Source organism: Methanobacterium petrolearium, assembly GCF_017873625.1.
Taxonomy (GTDB): domain Archaea; phylum Methanobacteriota; class Methanobacteria; order Methanobacteriales; family Methanobacteriaceae; genus Methanobacterium; species Methanobacterium petrolearium.
The window spans coordinates 87,722-108,065 of the sequence record NZ_JAGGKL010000005.1; the positions used below are offsets into that span (position 1 = coordinate 87,722).

A 20,344-nucleotide genomic window follows, 5' to 3' on the forward strand; every position below is an offset into this window, starting at 1 on the left:
TTTCATGTTTATACCCTTTTTATAGGTTTTTCACTTTTTTATAGAAATAACCGTACTGTTTAATCCTATAACCCTGGCGTAGCTTATATCATCTGCCATTTTTTGTAACACAGCAATGTTCTCAAAGGAATCTTTTTCTTCCGGTAAAAAATTGGCAGGGTTAAATTCAACTCCTGAATCTTTAAAGGCCATGGTTATTTTTTTGTCTTCTATTCTTGCTGTAATATCAATATAATCTATTTTATCCGGATTGTAGTTTATAGTGTTAATGGTCATCTCTTCCATGGTCATACCAATTCTCATGGCAATTTTCTCATCCACGCCATTCGCTGTGGCAAAATCAATCAATTTTTCAGATAATCCCACCACTTCCTCCACAGAACTGCCAATAGTTACATCCATCACTGGAGTATCCCCATGGTTACCCAGTAAGAAAAATCCTGAATATTTTCCATGGGAGCGTTTAGAGATGATACGAGTGGCCAGATAAATAATGAGGATTGCACCCAGTTCTGCTATCAAAAATGATATCCAGATACCATCTGCACCTATAATGCCGGCAAGCAGGTAAGCACTGGTTACTGGGATTAAAAGACCTTCGGTTATGGAGATGATAAATGATAGTTCTTTCTGCTGAATAGCCTGAGTATAAAACATCATTAAAAAAGTGATACCCATGGCAATAATGCTTAAGGAAAGTATGCGTATGGCATTTATCCCTACTGCCAGGTCTACAGCATCATGAACTCCGAATAAATTCAGTAATGGTCCGGGGAAGGCCATAAAGAGTATGGTGAACACCACTCCTGCTGATAATACGATCTTAAGTGAAGTGTTGATGGTGTATTTTACTCCAAAATAATCCTTTTCCTGGAAGTAAACAGAAACTATGGGAGACATGGCCTGGGAAGTTCCAATTAAAAACATGTAAACAATGAAAAGGCTGTTGTAATAAACTGAAAATGCTGTTAAGCCTGGTTTGCCTACTACCAGAGAGATGAGGGTGTTTATGAAAAATAGTTTGATGGTTAGAAATAGTTGTAAAGATGCTGGAGGAAAACCTATCTTTACAATATCCCATACTGCGTATAATTTACATTTTGCCAAAGACAGGAAATGCATGGTTCTATCTTTATAGAAAAAATATTGCATGATGAAGATGGTGCCCACGGTGTATCCGGTGACGGTTGCCAGAGCTGCTCCCTGAATATCCATTCCCAGAACCAGTATATAGAAAAAGTCCATTATCAGATTTACAATGTTGGCTATTAACAGTGCATAGAATGATAATTTGGGTTTGCCATCGGCACGTATGAAGTAAGCAATTCCCATTAAAAGAAATAACAGGGGTGATCCCATAAAGTAAACACCCAGGAACCGGTTAACCAGTAATGCCAGCTGGGGATTGCTGGTGAGGGCAGCTACCAGATTATCCAAAAACACCAATCCCAACACGGAAAAGGTCACTCCAATGGTGATGAGCAGGATTATAGAGACTGTGAAGAACATGTCACTTTTTTCTTCATCACGGTCAGCTTTAGCCACTGCAGAAAGCAGAGAACCTCCCAAACCCACCATCCAGTAAATAAGGTTAATAAAAGTAATTATGGGGGCAATAAGGGCCATAGCAGATATATTAATAGGTCCTAAGGTGTTACCTACAATTACGGTGTCCATGAAGGTGCTGATGTTCATGGCCATGGACATCAGTAGGGTTGGTAAAAAAAATTCTTTAAATTTGGCAGATACCAGGTCATAGTTTCTTTCGTACATACAATTCTCCAATAAGGATACAATTTTTTCCAATAAGGATACCATTGGATACTACAAATGATTATGGATGGTTAAACCATTAATCAAAGAAGTTCATCTCTTTAAGATAGTTTATAAACATTTTAATATACTCATCATTGATTAATGACCACTGGTAACCCAGCCTATATAAAATTTGAGTGGTGTAATCGTTAACCACAGGAACCAGGGCTCTTCCCTTACCTTTTCCCATGCCCATGGCAGTGACCAGTCCTGAGATGGCATCCTGTTTATCTTTATCTTCCCTGGTCTGGGCAAAGGCTTTTTTAAATTCATCTTCTTCTGCTCCGGAAATATCAAAGCCCACAGTCCTCATTATATCTATAATGTCTGCAATGTAGATCTGGTGATTATTGTAAACATGGAACAGAGTGCAATCAGGGGGTGTTGTGCCCAAGAGTATAATGGCCCGGGCTGCCAGGTCTATGGGGGTGAGCTCTACTTTTCCTCCTAGAATAGAGTACGGTATTTTCCCGATGGCTGCGTAGGCTCTTAGGCGGTTTACAAAGCCATTGGTTTCGAAATTAATTTGGAATTCACTATCTGACTGTCGGGCCATAAGGTTTCCCATCCGCACGATCTTGCAGGGTAATCCTTCACTGATAGCCTCCATTACCACTCTTTCTGCCTTGAATTTGCTGCTTAAATATTTATTATCCAGTGACTGACCCACGTATATAATTTTTTCATCAAATTCTGTGTCCAATGGTGGTACATTATCAACACTTTCACCAGCTACACTGGTTGTGGATATCTGGATAAATTTACAGTCCTTCTTTTTACAAAAATCAACTGCATTAACCACTCCACCAATGTTGATGTCTTCAATCTGGGTTCCTGCAGCAAAATGTTTCACATTAGCAGCACAGTTGATAACCGTGTCTATGGGAAGACCCCGTGTTTTTTCAAAATCAGCTTTACTGGTAACATCTCCCCCAATCACATGAATCCGGGATCCAAATAATTCCTCATAATTTTCACTGAAATAATAGAACAGAAGGATTTTTAAACGCTGTTCTGGTGTGGTGCGCCTTCCCTTTCTAAGCATACAGTATATGGAGCCTGTTTCATTTTCTATGAATTCCTTTAAAACATGTATCCCTAAAAATCCAGTGGCTCCTGTTAACAGGACATTACCTAATTCTTCTTTTTCACCATTTACAAAATTCTGAATGGTATTCTTCTCTAAAACTCCATTGAGAATATCATAAGAGTAATTTTCCTGTTCTTTTGTTGAGTTTTCGGCTTCGGTTATAACCCTGGCCAATTCGCGGGGACTGGGATTGGCAAAAACATCCCCATATTTTATTTCATAACCCTGGTTCAGGGATTCAATGGTGATTTTGGTTACCAGAAGCGAGGTTCCACCTAAATCAAAGAAATTATCAGTAACTCCCACTTTAGGCATGTCCAGTATTTTGGCAAATGCCTGGGCAAAGAATTTTTCAGTATCATTCTCTGGTGGAACGTATATTCTCTCTTTTAACACCGGTTCAGGGAGGGATTTAAGATCAGTTTTCCCATTGGGTGTTTGGGGTAGTTTATCCAGTGGCATGAATATGGTGGGTACCATATATTTTGTTAAACGTTTTTTTAATTCATTTTTCAGATCATCAATATCAATTTGTCCAGTACTGGTAAAGTAAGCACATAAATGGTCCTGGGATTGTACTTTCTTGACTACCACTGCCACAGACTTGATACCAGGATAATCAGAAATTGCACTTTCAATTTCCCCAATTTCTATTCTGAGGCCCCTTAGCTTGATCTGGTTATCTAAACGTCCGTAAATATTATATTCACCATTTCTTTCTTTACTGGCAAAGTCACCAGTTTTGTAGTAGGGAACACCATTTATGGTGATGAATTGTTTCTGGTTGAGTTCTTCTCTATTGAGGTATCCCTGGGCTACTCCCATTCCTCCCACATACAATTCTCCAATAACTCCACAGGGAAGAGGATTTCCATCAAGGTCCATTACTTCTTCAGTTACGTTTAATAAAGGTTTACCCACAGTTATGTGATCCCCATCGGTGATGTGTTTGGTGTTACAGGAAATGGTGGTTTCACTGGGACCGTATACATTGTAGATCTCTCCAGATGTGCAGCTTTCCAGTTTTCTATGTAGTTGTGGCGGATATTTTTCACCGGCAACACTGATAATTTTACAGTTTGCTAAAGCCTCATCCATACCCTCTACTTCCAGGTACTGTAACATTCGGGAGGGTGTTGCACTGAAAGCATCAGCCCCAGTTTTTTTAAATAATTTTACAAGATCTAATGGGTTTTTACTGTCTTCATCACCTGCAAAAACCAGGGTACGGCCATTCATCAGGGTCAAGAATGTTTCATGCAAAAAAACATCAAAAGCAACAGTAGATATGGAAAGCATCTTATGGGCTTTATTCACAAATGCATGGGCATAACAATTTTCTGGATCTGGAGACAGGTAATTGGTGATATTTGCATGGGTTAACATCACTCCCTTAGGCAGGCCCGTGGAACCTGAAGTATAAATAAGATAACATAGATTTTCCGGTGATATTTCAAGTTGGGGGTTTTCTTCGTTATATTCTAAGAGTAATTCGTCCACATCTAAAGCACCAGGTAATCCTCGAGAACTTATAAAGTCATGGGAAGTGATAATATAGCGGGCACTACTATCTTCCAGAACATGTTTAACCCGGTCTTCAGGATATTCAGGATCCACAGGGATGAAAGCACATCCTGCTTTCACAATACCCATCATGGCAGCAATAAGACGACTATCTCTATTTAAAATGAACATAACCCTGTCTTCTGCTTCTAATCCTCTTTTAATAAGCGCCTGGGCAATACAATTGGCCTTCCTGTTGATTTCATCATAAGTGAAATTGCCATCAACAGCCATTAAAGCAAGTTTATCATAACTTTTAAGAACCTGTTTTTCAAAAAGTCTGTTAACTAATTGCTCTGGTACTGGTTTAACTCGGAAATCTTCTTTCTTCTCATCATCATGTACAATGGAGATGTTTTTTAATAAATCTTCCGGGTTCTGGATGATCTTGTTTACCACCAGTTCCAGGCTTTTTATAAAGGTTTCCATCAAATCTTTAGAATAAATTGCATCGTTGTACTGGCATTGTACATGGAATCTGGAGCCGGTGTCTATGATATTCACACTTGACTTGAATTTTAGTGCTTCATATTCCAGGCTTTCCCTTTCCAGAGTATGACCATTTATATGAATATCTTCAATGATCTTCCCATGGTAGGCATATAAAAATTCAGGAAATATATCATATTTATCTGAAATACGGGTAAATGGATAAACCTCATATTTTAAGACATCTAACCAGATGTTTTCTACGTATTGGAAGAAATCATTTACTGTAAGATCAGTATTGACATTTAAAGCCAGTGGCAATGTTTTAACCATCATAGCCACTGTGTTCTGGAAATAGGGGTTACTCCTACCATTACTAATTGTTGAAATCAGAATATTCTTATTATAAACAAATTTGGTCAGTGTGAATACAGTTGCAGCTAAAAACAAGTTGTTAGGAGTAATTGAATGATCTTTACAGAAGTTTTCAACCAATTTTTTATCTAAAGATAGTGCCACTTCACCTAAATATCCTTCTGATTCTTTTCCCTTAAGATCAGGGGAGATAACCGTGGCACTGTCAAATTCAGCTACCCTATCTTCAAAATAGGTTTCAGCCTGAAAGTACAGTTGACTTTTTTCTACATCTATCTCCTCTAAACTTAAATCAAAACCATCATACTCCTCTTTACCAACTGATTTCCCATCATAGATGGTTCCCAGATCATTGAAGAGGATGTTCAGGGCAGTGCCATCCACCATGATATGATGGAAATCAGATAAAAGAACGGTTTCCTCAGGACTGGTGTAAATTCTAAAATGGAACAAAGGACCCTCAAATAGGGAGAACGGGTTTATGAAATCTTTTATAATCTTATCGGTAACTTTACCTTCAATGATGTCAACGGAAACATCTAAATCATCCATTCGTTGCTGATATATTTCCCCCTTACGCATAACCAGGCGTGTTTTAATATAGGGGTGCTTGGAGATTAGTTTCAAGATGGAATCTTTTAGTTTTAGAGGATCTATATCCTTGAAAACTATCATTTTTGGCAGGTTGTAGGTTAATTTTTCAGGGTTTTTAACACAATCAAAATAGACACCCAACTGATTCTGGGTCAAAGGATAAAATTCCCGTTTTTTGTAGTGTTTTTCTTCAATTACAGTGGATGATGATACTTCTTTCGCAATTTCCCGTATGTTTCGGGCCCTCATTATATTGGTGACATTAACGCTGACTCCAAATTTATGGGAAATTTCTGAAACTAATTTAAGAACTGATAAAGAAGTAAGGCCAAGCTGGAAAAGGTCTGTAGTCACACCAAAATTGGTTGTGCCCAGTATTTCTGAACACATATCCGCGATATCTTTCTCCAGATCAGTTTCTGGTTCTACCATTTCTGCTAACTCATAATCTTCTTTTTGAGGATCAGGGAAGTTATTCAGATCTGTTTTTCCATTGGGAGTCATAGGAAATTCTTTCATGCGAACAAAATAGGATGGAACCATATAAGTGGGTAGTTCAGCTAAAAGGGTATTCCTTAAATCTGCAACATCTATTTTCTCATTCTCGGTAAAGTATGCACATAAATGTTCAGTATCATGCATGGTCTTTACCAGTACAAATGCAGATTTAACACCAGGGTACTGGTTGATGACATTTTCAATTTCACCAAGTTCAATTCTGAGACCTCGAAGTTTAATTTGCCTATCTATTCGGCCTAAAACGTACAATTCACCGGCACTATCCCTTTTTGCCAGGTCGCCAGTGTTATAGTAGCGAAGACCATTGTACATGATGAATCGTTCATTGGTAAGTTCTTCGTTATTCCAGTAACCTCTGGCAACTCCTGCACCAGCCACATACAGCTCACCTACAATGTTATAGGGTAAGGGATTGGCATCAATGTCCATGATCCTGTCAGTTACATTCAGGAGGGGTTCACCAGCAGATATATCATCACTCTCGATGAGTTTTCCATGGGAGGCAATGGTGATTTCAGTGGGGCCATAGGAATTATAGATCTCAGCCTGGGTGTACTGGGACATGATATTATAGAGTTGGGGAGGGAAGGTTTCACCACCCACAATTATCACCTTACACCGGGGCATGGTCTTCTTTATTTCATCAATTTCTAAATACTGTAATAATCGGGTGGGTGTTGCTCCAAAAGCATCTGCCCCTGTTTTTTCAAATAGTTCAACCAGTTTTAGAGGGTTTATGGATTGTTCTTCATTGGCAAACACCACTGGCATACCATTGGTAATGGTTGCCAGAATCTCACGCAGGAATACAATAAATGATACAGTTGATATGGATATCATTTTACGGGATTTCCTTACTAGGGCGTGTATAGGGATGTTCTGGGGAACTGGTGACACATAATTGGTGATACCACCATGAGTCAGCATCACCCCCTTGGGTTTGCCTGTGGAACCAGAGGTATAAATCATGTAACATAGATTATCCGGAGATAATCTGGGATTGGGGTTCTTTTCATCATCTTCCAAAAGTAATTCATCCACATCTAAGGCATTAGGTAGATCTGAAGCGTTAGGTAAATCTTCTTCTGTTATAACATATTTTGCATCACTATCCTCTATAACCTGTTTTATTCTTTCTTCAGGGTATTCAGGATCAACAGGGATGAAAACACAACCTGCTTTCACAATACCAAGCATAGTAGCAATAAGGCGACTGTCACGTTTCAACATGAAAATAATTCTATCTTCAACATTCACTCCCTGTTTAAGTAATGCATTGGCAATCCGATTAGCCTTTTTATTCAATTCAGCATAAGTGAACTCACCATCTTCTGCAGTCAATACAATTTTATTCTTATTCTTTTCTACTTGTTTTTCAAAAAGCTTATTCAATAAAGGTTCTTCCACAGGGTTCATCTGGAAACGTTCTTCCATACCATCATCAGGTAAAATAGGAATGTCTGAAAGTAAGGTTTCCGGGTTTTCCATCAATTTATCTAGAAGAGTGCTAATGCTTGCCATGAATACATCTATTAAATCTTCAGAATAAATGGCATCGTTATACTTGGAAATAAGTTTAAACTCATTATCATCATTTTCAACTAAAAAAACTAGTTTAAACTTCTCAAATTCAGTCTCATCACGTTTTATGGGCTTATTTTCTAAATTTTCATCAGAATTATGGGTTGATTCATCATAATCGTGTGTTACGTAGGTGTATAAAAATTCTGGTGTTATGAAATTTTCACTGGATATCCTGATGAAAGGATAATAATCAAAATTAACTACTTCCTGGAAACATTCTTTTACAGCACTTAAATAATCCTTCACAGTTCTATATGTGTTAATATTCTGTGCAAAAGGTAATTCCTGGCCTTTATAAGAATTATCAGAGGTCACGGATACTAAGATATCTTTACTAAATACAAATTTAACTAGTGCAAACAGTGTGGCTGATAAAAACAGATGGTTAGGGTTAAAATCATTGCTTTTGGAAAATTCCAGGATATCTGATTTATCTATGGTGATGGATCTCTCTTTCAGGGAACCCTCTTCTTCTTTACCACTTTGATCTGCAGATATAGATGTTGCACCATCAACTCTCTTCATCATTTCTTTGAAATACTTTTCAGCCTTGTAAAAATCACTGGTTTCTATTTCAATCTCATCACAGACGATATCTGGATTATCTGCAATGGTGTGTAGCAGTTTTTCTAAGTTTTCCACCATAACTCTGATTTGATCATCTGAAAAACAGTCCTTATTATATTCAATCTGTAAAAGCTGTAAACCATTTTTATCAGGTAGAGATGGATTCACACGGACATGGAACGGGAATTCACTTCTGGAATTATTAAATAAGTATTCCACATTTGAATCTGTTGAATTGGATACTATTGAATACATGGATAGCATTGCTGGATCAATGCCTTTCTGCTGTAATTTGGGACCATACCGGTTAAAGGATAGTTTGCCATGTCTCAAACCATCTTTCAGCACAGATTTAGCGTACAATAAAACCTCTTTAAATGACCTATTTTTATCATAATCAAGTCTGAGAGGCATCATATTCACAAACATGCCCAACATCTCATGTATATCCTTATCAAAATCTCTACCATGATACACACTATTCCAGACTGTGTCTTCACTGCAAGTACTCTTAGCAAAGTATAAAGATACAACTGATAAGGCCAATACAAAGGGAGATATCCTTTCACCATCAACAGAAGATAAATTATTTAATTTATCGATCAAATCGGGTTTTAAATAAAAATAATTACGTTTAATAGCCATATCTTCTAAAAGATACCAATCCTTGGAATATCCATCCAGATTAGAGAGCCAAAAATCTTCATCTTCTTTTGCTTCTCCACTTAAAAGATATTCTTTTTCCTTTTCCACATAGCCCTGGTATGAAAGTTGGGGTACTTGATATTCTTCTCCTTTTTTTAAAGCATAAACACAGTTTTCCAAGTTTCTGGCAAAAATACTCACCGAACTTCCATCCATAATGATATGATGAACACGACCAAGCACTATGAACTCTTTTGGAGTTTTGAGGAGTGTGAAATTATATAAAGGAGTATCGAAGATTTCAGTGAAGGGTTTAACCGAAAATAAATTTATGTAATCATTTATTTCATCTTCACTTTTATGGGACATATCTAAATACGAAAAAGAACCAGGTTCATCAGCATAGTACTGTATGAAATTCATGTCTTCATCTTTCCTGATGCGTAACTGAAGATTTCCAGCAATAAGCATGTTTAAGGCTTGTTTCACATATTTTTCATCTTTTAGTGGAAATTTAGATTTAAATGAAAGAATATAGATTTCAGTGCCTGGTTTACTGATTTCAGTTATAATGGTTCTTTTTTGTGCATTTGATAATTCAAACCCATCCATGTACACATCCCCCTTAAATTTTCCCATAATCTCTCTTATCTCATTTAATAGTATTTAATTTTATAAATCATTTAAATTTATTAGAACTGGTTTTGTAATCTTCCCCTTGGAGCATACTCCCAACATATATTCGTCATTACAAATATTCCAGACTCCAAATTCACCAGTGTTTTCCTGGTGTATTAACTTGATTTCATCATTAATTTCAATAGAGAATTCATCAAGGGGAAGTCTAAATCCTAAGCCTGTCATTTTCATATAACTCTCTTTAAGGACCCATAATTCAAAAAAAGCTTTCTTTTTGTCCTTATTATGTATGATATGTTTGTATTCACTGCCATAGAAGTAATATTTTGCTATGTTTAAATCTATATCATGAATGTGTTCAATATCCACACCAACCGGTGAATTAGAAACTGCACAAGCTACATATTCCTCTGAATGTGACAAGTTAAAAAAAACATCGGAATAATTTTTTAGAAATGGCTTACCATAGTGATCCACGCCAAAAAGTGGGTCATAGATACCAATTTCTCCTAAAACGTGATTTAACAGAATTTCCACACCAATGGATAAATAACGATCTTTTTGATGCACATATCTTTTGGATTTTTTTAGTCTTTCATTGGACAACGAGGCTGGTATTTTATTACAATCAAGTTTTGACACGTTCATATAGTATAACCGCATTGTCTCACTTTAGGAAATTTTTATATTCTTTATATTCATGAATCACCATAAACTAAAAAAAATAACAGGGATCATATTGCTATTTAATGTGATTAACCTTAGTTAATTTTTTTGGCACCTTTTCTTTGCTTTTCTATGAATTTTTTCCAACTTAGAGTGTAGGAAACTTTGGTAATAAACCAGGGCTCGGTAGAAAGTCTATAAGTATTATGGGATCACATGGTGAGTATTAAGTAACCTATTCAAGGTGATCTTATGAAGTGTTTAGGTCAAAACGAGTTAATATAATTCACTAGTTGCTCTGTATGTGTATATGGTTGTAGAGTGAGTTGAGGTGCTTTTTTAAAACCACTATATTCTGTTGAGAGAGGTGAATTGGAAGAAAAATAATATTACAAAGAATAATTTTACATGTGTGTCATGTTTTGTCTTGTAAACACCCCTGAAAATGTTCAAATAGTGTTCAAATTAATGATTGTCGAGTTTTAGAATTGTTAACGTGATGCTCACCTTTAGCATACTCTGTAAAGAAAAATCAAAAAAAACGGTATATTACGAGACAGCCTAAAGTTAAATGAGAACCAAGATATATATGTTACATTATGAATTCCTATGAAACTATTCTCGCCATTGTAGTGATGATACTCATTGGCTATGTATGCCGCAGATATGAATTTTTAAAGCCAGAAGATACTCAGACTCTTAATAAGATTGTGGTATACATTGCTATTCCTGCATTAATCTTTCTAGCCATGTACCATGCAGATCTATCTAATATTAGAACTTTTGGAACTATCACTCTTATCTGTATTACTATGGGCATTATATCAGGGATAATTGCTTACTTCTTCACTCACTTTAAGGGTTACTCTGCTAAAACCCGATGGGGTGTGGTGACAGCATCAGCCCTATTCAACTCAGGATTTTTAGGATATCCTGTTGTATTGGGAGTTTTTGGAGCTACAGGGCTGGTAAGGGCAGTATTCTATGATGTAGGTTCCACCCTACTTTTCATCTCATTTGGAATATTCTTCCTAATTCGTTACGGTGGAAGTTATAAGGATATAATAAAAAAGTCAGTTCTGTTTCCACCGTTACTGGCAGTTATCTGTGGAGTTTTTGCCAACCTACTACATCTTCAACTGGGATCTGTCATTACCAGTACACTTAACTATTTGAGTGGTGCTGCTATACCCATGATAATGATATCTTTAGGCCTTTCACTGGAATTTAAAGGTATTAAAGAATATTTTGATGTTGCTTCCTTTGTTTCAGTACTTAAATTAATCATCTCTCCTATGATTGCCATGGTCATTGTGGGATTGGTGGGGTTATCTGGTCTGGACCGCACAGTAACTATTGTAGAGGCAGGCATGCCATCGGCAATGTTAAGTCTGGTTCTGGCTGTAACCTACAAACTGGATGTAAAGGTAACTGCAGCCTGCATATTCATGAGCACCGCCCTTAGTATTATAACCATCACAGTTTTAATCCTGTTCATATAGTATATATAAACCGTTTGAATGTATTTAGGAATCAATTGACTTAAGAATCAATTGACAGGTTTTTATATTTAGTCATGGCAATCAGTATCAACGCGATTCCCATAGCCACCGCACCCACCAAAAATGCGTTGTGCAGTCCTTGAGAAACCAAAGCTGGTGTTAATTTGTCACTGGTGCTGGGGCCTACTGTATTATAAACAACCATGGCTGCCACTGTACCTAGAATTCCAGTTCCAAAACCATTACCCATCATATTGGAAGTGTTAACCAGGCCAGATGCTATTCCCCGGTACTTGGATGGACTTTCTGAAAGAATGAATTTGGTGTTAGGTGGATTGAAAGCTGCTACTGAGGCTCCTAAAATCAAAAGGCCAATTGATATGTATAGGAGACTGCTTGAAGGGTTGAATGTGGATAAAACCAGACATCCAATGATCCCAATCACTGCCCCCATAAGGGTAACCCGGTTAGGTGCTATTTTATCAGAAAAAGTGCCAGCCAATGGCCCTACTATAAAAATGGCAATGGGCATGATGGTGAGCATCAAACCAGAATGACTGGTACTCATACCCTTCACCACTTCAAAGTAAAAGGGCAGGAGGACCACTGCTCCGGCAAATGGCATGTTGGAGAAGATGTTGGCACTGTTAGCCAGGGCAATCTCCCTCATCTTCAAAAAGTTAAGATTAATCAGGGGTTCAGCAGCTTTTGATTCCTGGAAAATGAAAAGAACCCAGAAGATAACTGAACAGATAATGCTGCCAATGATAATTGCAGAAGTCCAGCCATAATCCAGTCCCTTGTTAAGTGCAAAAATAAGAGTGCTCTGGGCTATGAAAAACATGGCCACCCCCACAAGGTCCAGAGACCCTGCATGTTTTTCAGTTTCGTGGAGAGTGGCATGTGCCAAAATCATGCCTATAATGCCTATAGGGACGTTTATAAAAAATATCCAGTGGAAATTTATGTACTCTGTGATGAAACCCCCAAGTAATGGGCCTAAAGCCAGCCCCAGTGATCCTATGGTGGTTACAATTCCCAAATTCCTACCTCGTTTGTTTTCAGGGAGGTATTGTAAGACCATTGCTGAGGTAATGGCAGAGAACATGGCTGCACCAAAAGCCTGCAGGAGTCTGAAAAGTATTAGTTCATGAAACTGAGTGGAAATACCACTTAAACTAGACCCAACAATGAAAATGAAAAATCCGGTTAGAAAAACCTTTTTAAAACCTTTCTGCTGGGCTAATTTACCAAAAACTATTAAAAAACTACCTAAAACAATTATATATATCAGGATGGTCCATAGAACATCGCTGGTGGTCACACCGAAGTATTTGGCCATGGTGGGCAGGGAAACGTTTACAATGGATATGTCCAAAAATGACATGAAACTGGCCAGCGAAATAACAAGAAGAATCAGTTTCTGGTTATCCTGTAAATTTTCAAGCATTTATAATGCCCCCTGAAAAATCATGTTACTCAGGATTTTGAAATTAGTTCATATACAATTGGCACGAATTTGTGGAGTGTTCCATTATGAATGATTTATATCTACTGGAAATGCATTACCCCTTTTTGAATACCTTTTAACTATTTATTTATCCTTCAAGGTTAATATGAGTTGGAGGTCCTTATGAAATTTGAAGAAATAATCCAGGAGCTGGAATCACTCTCCAGCCCAGAAGATGTGGAAGGAATGGCCCGGTTTGGAATAAATCCAAAAAAGGTATATGCTGTGAAAATACCTGAATTACGGCGAATAGCCAAAAAAACTGGGAAAAATCATGCCCTGGCCCTTAAATTGTGGGAAAAAGGTTACAGGGAAACACGGATCCTGGCATGCATGATAGAAGACCCTGATCTAGTGACTTCTGAACAGATGGATGAATGGGCAGCTGATTTTGATTTCTGGGAGATATGTGACCAGTGTTGCATGAAACTGTTCCGAATGACACCTTTCGCATATCAGAAGATATTTGAGTGGGGCAAACGCGATGAAGAGTTCACAAAAAGAGCGGCTTTCACATTAATCGCTGTTCTGGCAGTTCATGATAAAAGAGCCCCTGATGAAAAATTTGAGGAATTTTTCCCCTTGATAATCAGGGAATCAACTGATAACCGGAATTACGTTAAAAAAGCGGTAAACTGGGCTTTAAGACATATTGGGAAAAGGAACCTGAATTTTAATAGAAAAGCCATTATAGTTGCTGAGGATATCCTTAAAATTGATTCTAAAAGCGCAAAATGGATAGCTAAAGACGCACTCAGGGAATTAAAGAGCGAAAAAGTCCAAAAAAAGATTGGAAAGCCTTGGTAAAAAGGTATAAAGAAAAAGAAGTTAAAATGATTTTTAATATTTTTTCAAAGGATCATTTATCACTGCAAAAGCAACTACGAGTATTGCCAGAGCTAGTAGAGCTATTTTATACACTATTTTCACCATCCTTAAACTAGTTAAGAAAAAATTTTTTTAGGTATTCCAGTTTTAAAAAATTCTGGGTAGTTCTGTTCACAAAAAAATATCTAAAAAGAATAATAAAAATAAATAAAAATGTCCCTAATGGACTTAATGTTTTTTTTAAGATTTTAAGCCTTCTTTCAGCATTTTATCCTTTTCTGTAATTGTCAGTTCATCCACAACTTCACTGGGAAGTCCGGTTTTAAGGATCTTACCTCCCCTCATTATGGAAGCCCGGTCACAGACATCCAGGACAAAGTCCATGTCGTGGCTGATAATTACAAAGGTTTGATCAAGCTCTTTACGTGCTTTTTTAATGGAATCTGTAACCTGAACCCGGGTTATAGGGTCCATGGTACCGGTGGGTTCATCCAGGATTACAATGTTTGGTTCTTTAATGAGTACCTGGGCCAGGGCCACCCGATGACGTTCTCCTCCACTGAGTTCATCATGGTATTTGTAGAGGATACTTTCTGCATAATTTTCGCCAAATCCAACAGCATTCAAAACATACAACGCTTTCATCTTGGCAAATTCTGCTGGCAACTCCAGGCTGATGGCTTCAGTTAAGTTTCCCAGGACATTACGGTGAGGGTAAAGACTGTATTCCTGATGAAGGATCCCAAGGTATGGTTTGACCCGACCACGACCCATGATGCCCTTTTCAGTCATGTCAATCCAGTTGTCTCCCAGTTTAACCTCTATTTCGCCACTGCTGGGTTCAGTAAGTCCATAAAGAATACGGGATAAGGTTGTTTTACCAGCTCCAGATAGCCCCACTACTCCATATATCTCGCCTTCATCCACACTAATGTCAATGCCATCAACAGCTTTTATCACACCTCTTTCAATGGAGTAGTAATGTTTTTTAACATCATACATCTTGATGATGGGTCCGCCAGTTTGGAATTCCTCACTTGTTTTGGGTTTGGGCACATGTTCCATGAAACTCTTAACCACAGTTTCTGGATCCCCTTCTTCAATTATTTCGCCTTTATCCAGCCAGATCACGTGATCAGAGAGGTTTCTCATAACTTCTGGCCAGTGTGAAGTTATGACCATGCTGAGGCCCTGACTTTTCACCCCCTCGATTAGTGCCTGGTGAATCTGTTCAGCAGTGGATGGGTCCAGGGTACCGGTGGGTTCATCTGCCAGGAATATCATGGGTTCCTTGGCCAGCTGACGGGCCAGTACTACTCGCTGTTTTTCCCCTCCACTAAGGTCTCTGGCGATATGGGTGATACGATGGGTCATCTGAGCTAATTCAATCAGATCAATAGCCATGTAGGTGCTTTCTTCTTCATTGTGTCCATCGATTGATTTTAAAACGTTATCAATCACAGTGTCATCTTCGTACAATGCAAAGGTTCTCTGTAACATTATGGAGATCCTGCGGCGGATAGCTGCAAACAGGTGCCGGTCAGCTTCCCAAAAATCAACCTCCCTTTTTTCAAACGTTCCTCCGCACCCGCACTCCTTTCCTTCCATGGATTGCGGTTCAACAGTGAGACATTCCGGGCAAACAGCCAGATTGTAGATAATTTGACCTTCATCTGGTTTGTAATCCTTCATTCCTCTTAACATGTTCAAAAGGACAGATTTACCAGAACCACTCTTTCCTAGAATTCCTAAAATCGTCCCTTCTTCTACATTGATGTTCAAATTGTTCAGTACTTTAACTCCATTGAATGTTTTGCTTATGTTTCTTATTTCTATGAAAGACATTCAACCACCAATTTAAATTAATCTAAGATAATCCGCATACAGATGCATTAAAATTGTTATTCAACTCCACAAAGGGGAGTTTCACATTTTGGACATTTAGTGTTACTACAAGGCACTGACCGCTCTTTTGGGGATTCATATCCGCAATTGGGACATTTACAAACTTTGGGAGGTCCTGCTCGGAGTCCAGTCCCTCCATATGACTTTCTTTGCATTAATAAATCTTCAGAGCGATTTTCATCCTCTACGATATGAATGTTAGTAGATCCACAATCAGGACATTTTTCATATTCTTTGCGGGGATGTAGCCATTCAAATCCACATTCATTACATTCATATTGATTCATGTGGCCTTCTCCAATGATTACCAGTGTATTTCCATTGATTAAGGCATCAGCTATCTTTTTCCGTGCAGAAGATAAAATACGATGAAATGTGGGCTGAGAAACACCCATTATTTCTGCGGATCTTTTTTGTTGTATATCATGATAGTCTCTCAGTCTGATTGCTTCAAATTCATCTATTAATATTTCAATAGGATTAACATTATCCAGATCTTCTCTTTCCGGTTTAAAACATCTTATCTGGGGGTTTTCAGAAATCCTTCTAAATCTCCGGGGTCTTGCCATAGTGAATATATATTCAATAATTCAATATATATGTTTTGCACCATTTTACTAAAAAGAGTTGTAATTCTCTCAAAATCTTTGTTTAAAGGATGGATTGTCCAAAAATACTAAAAAGTTATTATTAATTTTGAAATTTCAAAAATAAGTTTACTGTTTCATAGTTTAATGAAAATACGCATAGGATTACATAAATTACAATATAACAACAATGGATTAGATATGGTAATCCTTGAAATTCTCTTTTAAATATTTTTCAGCCTCTTTAGAGGTTTTATCACTGAATGGATATTTTTTATGTACTTCAATTATGTAGGGTATGGTGCTCTCCACAAGTTCTTTGTTATTCCAGGTTTTAAGGGCGGAAGTCACTTTCTCCAGACACCCTTCTTTGTAGCTTATCTGTCCCAGTACATGAATTATCATTTTTTTTACCTGAGGGTTTTCTTCATATTGTAATTGTTCCAGAATGGGTAAGATATCTTCAGGGTGTGTTCTACCTCGCAGTTCAATTCCATGCACCACTTTACGCCTTACCTCGGGGTCAGGGTCATGTATAAACATTTCTGCGAATTTAAGGGTTGGTTCAGGTTTTTTCTGGCCCATTACCTTTAATGTACTCATTACAGAGTTCCTAACTTTGTGATGAGGATCTCGAAGGGCAGTTTCCAGGTAGGGAAAAACTATATCTGCATCTTTTTTCCCTACCTCTCCCAACATATACACTGCAGTCTGCCTAACATTTTCATCATCATTTTTTAACAGATCACTGGCAACCTGGATTATCTCTTCTTGAAATATTCCCTGGTCACGGTAAATCCTCCCCATAATGGTGGAAACATTTTTACGAATGTAAACATCATCATCTGAGGAATAATGAAGTATAGCAGTGGATTTACCACTTTCAAGGTCCTCTCCAATTTCCTTTTTTATTTTCAGGACGAACTTCTGCCTTTCCTCTTTACTCAGATCGTAGTATCCCATTCCATGCTCCGAAGATGTTAGTTTAACATTAACACGCTGTAGTTAAGGTAGGACGCAATGCTGACCCATATCAAGTATGGTATAAATAAGAGTCCAGCTGGCTTGGATATAACATAAAAAGCGATCATGTTGGCCAGTATGGCTATCCAGAGCAGGAAGATTATTACAAAACCACCTAATATGGAGTGAAGTCCGAAGAATACCAGGGACCATAACACGTTAAGTACCAGTTGCACGGCAAATATTAAGATAGCGAATCTAACGTCTCGTCTGTCAAAACCGTGTCTCCAAACCAGGAAAAGGGCTACTCCAATTAAAATGTACAGGGTGGACCATATGGGTCCGAACCAATCATTAGGAGGGGTCCAGCTCGGTTTAGCCAGGGCAGCGTACCAGGTGGTTATCTGGGGGAGGGTGGCTAGACTTCCCACTGCGCCTGAAAGAAAAACTATCAACACTGCAGCAATCAATTTAGGAATCTCTCTTACATTAAAACCTTCCATATCTACCATTCTCCTTGTTTATAGTTACTAATAATGTAATTATGAATTTTTAAGGGCCACAATTTCCTTTACATCAGTTAGTTTCCATACGAAAGAACGTTCTTCTTTTAGTAATGATTCCAGGGGATCTTCTGGTGAGTGTCCCAGGGCGGCCAGGATGTTGCAGGAGAGGTTCTTGTCCTTTATCATTTTAGTGAACATCTTCCTGACTTTTAATTTTTCACCCTCATCATTAACCTCATTTATCTGCCCCTGAAGTGTCACAAAACAGTACCTTGACATGTCACTTTCATAATCCTCGATCTCCACTGCAACCTGCGGGTTCTGTTTTAAAAGATCTACTTTTTTACCGTACATGGTACTCAGGAAGTAAATAAATTCACCATCAAAAACATAGAGGAAAGGAGCAATATAGGGATAATCACCTTTAAAAGCAATTTTACTCAAATACCGTTTTCTAATAAATGCATCGTATTCATTTTTATCCATGGAAGGGATTTTTAGAATGTTCAAGGGCATCACCATTATTAATTATGTGACTCATAACTATTATTCTATAACTTTTCTAGTTCATTAATAAACTGTTTAGAATACAATTTAGAATGCATCAATCATTTACCACAGGATAACCTGCCTTCTTCCAGGCAGTCATACTCCCCACCACACTAGTTAAACTGGAGTAACCATTATTTTTAAGGAAACTACAGGCAACGGTAGATTTATAACCGGAATCGCAGTAAACAACCACAGGAGTGTCACCAGGAATCTCATTCATCTTAAGAGGTACTTCTCCCAAGTAAATATGATATGCTCCTTCAATGTAACCATTCTCCCAGTCATCGATTTGACGCACATCTAGAAGGAAGAAATCACCATCAAACTGGTGTTTTTTTAGATCCTGCACTGTCCACAGATTCAATTTATCAACACTTTCTGCATGGAGATACCAGTTGGGAAAACCATCTGCCAAGTAACCATAAATATTGTCAAAGCCCAGACGAACCAGGGATTGGCGAACTTCATTAAGACCATACCCATGGTCATCAACCAGGATAATCGGATCATTGTAATTTAAGAACCAGCCAGCGAAGGCAGCAACACCTTCCCTCCAGATGTTGAAACTTCCTGGAATGTGACCATCACCGAAACTGGTGGGTTTACGCACATCCAGGATCTGAGCCCCATCACTCTGCATTTTTTTCAGGATTTTAGCAGGCATGGCCTTCAGATAGGGGAGTCTGCCCATTATCGGAGCTCCCTTTTGATTGTACTCCTCCATTTTCTTAAAGTATGGGGGTGTGTAAAGTGTTTCTTTAATCTTAAAATCAATAAAATCTTTTTTCGAGGCTAAATTCAGTTGAGGGTTTGTTTTCATCTCATAACCCACAGTTGTGTAATCCTGTTGGCGTATGTCTGCCCCGCAAACAGAACCCGCACCATGGGCAGGGCATAAAATAACATGATCACCCAGTGGCAGTATTTTACTAAACAGACTGTCGTAAAGTAATCCAGCCATCTCCGGCCTTCTGTCAACACCATAAAAATCAACACGTCCAGTTTCCCCAGCAAAGATCACATCACCAGAAAAGACCATCTGAACTTCTTTAGAAACTCCCATATCCCTTAATGCTAGGGATATGCTTTCCAGGGTATGACCTGGAGTTTCCAGTACTTCCAACTCCACACTTCCCAGGGTGAATTTCGCCCCATCAATGACTGGAGTACCATATCCAAAATCTAAGTTCCTTCCATGGTATATTTCTGCACCCGTAGCATCAGCCAACTCCAAAGACCCGATGACATAGTCTTCGTTACGGTGTGTTTCAAAGATATGGGTAATATCCAGTCCATTTGATTCAGCCAAGCTTAAATAAACTTCCACGTCCCGACGAGGATCCACCACAGCAGCACGACCACTGTTCCCAACAAAATAGGAGTGATGAGCTATTCCCTCTGATTTTACCAGTTCAACTATCAAGAATCAATCCCCCTGATTATAAACCAATTGTATTTTTGTATGTGGTTTGTTTTATTTTTTATTCTATGTGATAATGTTTGAT

General features: G+C 38.1%; 12 protein-coding genes. 2 read left to right on the forward strand and 10 right to left on the reverse strand.

What is annotated here, in order from left to right:
• Positions 1-30 precede the first annotated feature (30 nt).
• The 3 genes from J2743_RS05905 to J2743_RS05915 all read right to left on the reverse strand — a co-directional run bounded on the left by J2743_RS05905 (position 31) and on the right by J2743_RS05915 (position 10,462).
• A complete protein-coding gene (locus J2743_RS05905; RefSeq protein WP_209625652.1) occupies positions 31-1,773 on the reverse strand; it encodes an MATE family efflux transporter in 1,743 nt (580 codons plus the stop codon).
• Positions 1,774-1,852: 79 nt separating this feature from the next.
• Entirely contained in the window at positions 1,853-9,793 is a 7,941-nt protein-coding gene (locus J2743_RS05910) for a non-ribosomal peptide synthetase (protein WP_209625653.1), read from the reverse strand.
• A 60-nt stretch (positions 9,794-9,853) separates the two neighbouring features.
• Positions 9,854-10,462, reverse strand: a complete 609-nt coding sequence (locus J2743_RS05915; protein ID WP_209625654.1) for a 4'-phosphopantetheinyl transferase family protein — start codon at positions 10,460-10,462, stop codon at positions 9,854-9,856.
• A 623-nt stretch (positions 10,463-11,085) separates the two neighbouring features.
• Between J2743_RS05915 and J2743_RS05920 the strand changes: the two genes are divergently transcribed.
• Positions 11,086-11,988 (forward strand): AEC family transporter, encoded by a 903-nt coding sequence (locus tag J2743_RS05920; RefSeq protein ID WP_209625655.1) that lies wholly within the window; start codon positions 11,086-11,088, stop codon positions 11,986-11,988.
• A 40-nt stretch (positions 11,989-12,028) separates the two neighbouring features.
• Here the strand turns inward: J2743_RS05920 and J2743_RS05925 are convergent, their stop codons facing one another.
• Positions 12,029-13,438 carry an MFS transporter gene (locus J2743_RS05925; RefSeq protein WP_209625656.1) on the reverse strand — a complete coding sequence of 470 codons (1,410 nt, stop codon included), beginning with the start codon at positions 13,436-13,438 and terminating at the stop codon, positions 12,029-12,031.
• 183 nt (positions 13,439-13,621) lie between these two features.
• Here J2743_RS05925 and J2743_RS05930 point away from each other — a divergent pair, with 183 nt between their 5' ends.
• A complete protein-coding gene (locus tag J2743_RS05930; RefSeq protein ID WP_209625657.1) occupies positions 13,622-14,305 on the forward strand; it encodes a DNA alkylation repair protein in 684 nt (227 codons plus the stop codon).
• 261 nt (positions 14,306-14,566) lie between these two features.
• Here the strand turns inward: J2743_RS05930 and atwA are convergent, their stop codons facing one another.
• The 6 genes from atwA to J2743_RS05960 form a co-directional block, all read right to left on the reverse strand.
• Positions 14,567-16,171 carry a methyl coenzyme M reductase system, component A2 gene (gene atwA / locus J2743_RS05935; protein ID WP_209625658.1) on the reverse strand — a complete coding sequence of 535 codons (1,605 nt, stop codon included), beginning with the start codon at positions 16,169-16,171 and terminating at the stop codon, positions 14,567-14,569.
• Positions 16,172-16,227: 56 nt separating this feature from the next.
• The gene (locus tag J2743_RS05940) at positions 16,228-16,800 is read right to left on the reverse strand and encodes a DUF134 domain-containing protein (RefSeq protein WP_209625659.1); all 573 of its coding nucleotides are present in this window, start codon (positions 16,798-16,800) and stop codon (positions 16,228-16,230) included.
• 213 nt (positions 16,801-17,013) lie between these two features.
• A complete protein-coding gene (locus tag J2743_RS05945; RefSeq protein ID WP_209625660.1) occupies positions 17,014-17,781 on the reverse strand; it encodes a HEAT repeat domain-containing protein in 768 nt (255 codons plus the stop codon).
• 17 nt (positions 17,782-17,798) lie between these two features.
• The gene (locus J2743_RS05950; RefSeq protein ID WP_209625661.1) at positions 17,799-18,284 is read right to left on the reverse strand and encodes a TspO/MBR family protein; all 486 of its coding nucleotides are present in this window, start codon (positions 18,282-18,284) and stop codon (positions 17,799-17,801) included.
• Between the two features lie 39 nt (positions 18,285-18,323).
• Positions 18,324-18,797: a pyridoxamine 5'-phosphate oxidase family protein gene (locus tag J2743_RS05955; protein WP_209625662.1), complete on the reverse strand. Its 474-nt coding sequence runs from the start codon at positions 18,795-18,797 to the stop codon at positions 18,324-18,326.
• A gap of 94 nt (positions 18,798-18,891) precedes the next feature.
• Positions 18,892-20,262 carry an MBL fold metallo-hydrolase gene (locus tag J2743_RS05960; protein WP_245248091.1) on the reverse strand — a complete coding sequence of 457 codons (1,371 nt, stop codon included), beginning with the start codon at positions 20,260-20,262 and terminating at the stop codon, positions 18,892-18,894.
• Positions 20,263-20,344 lie beyond the last annotated feature (82 nt).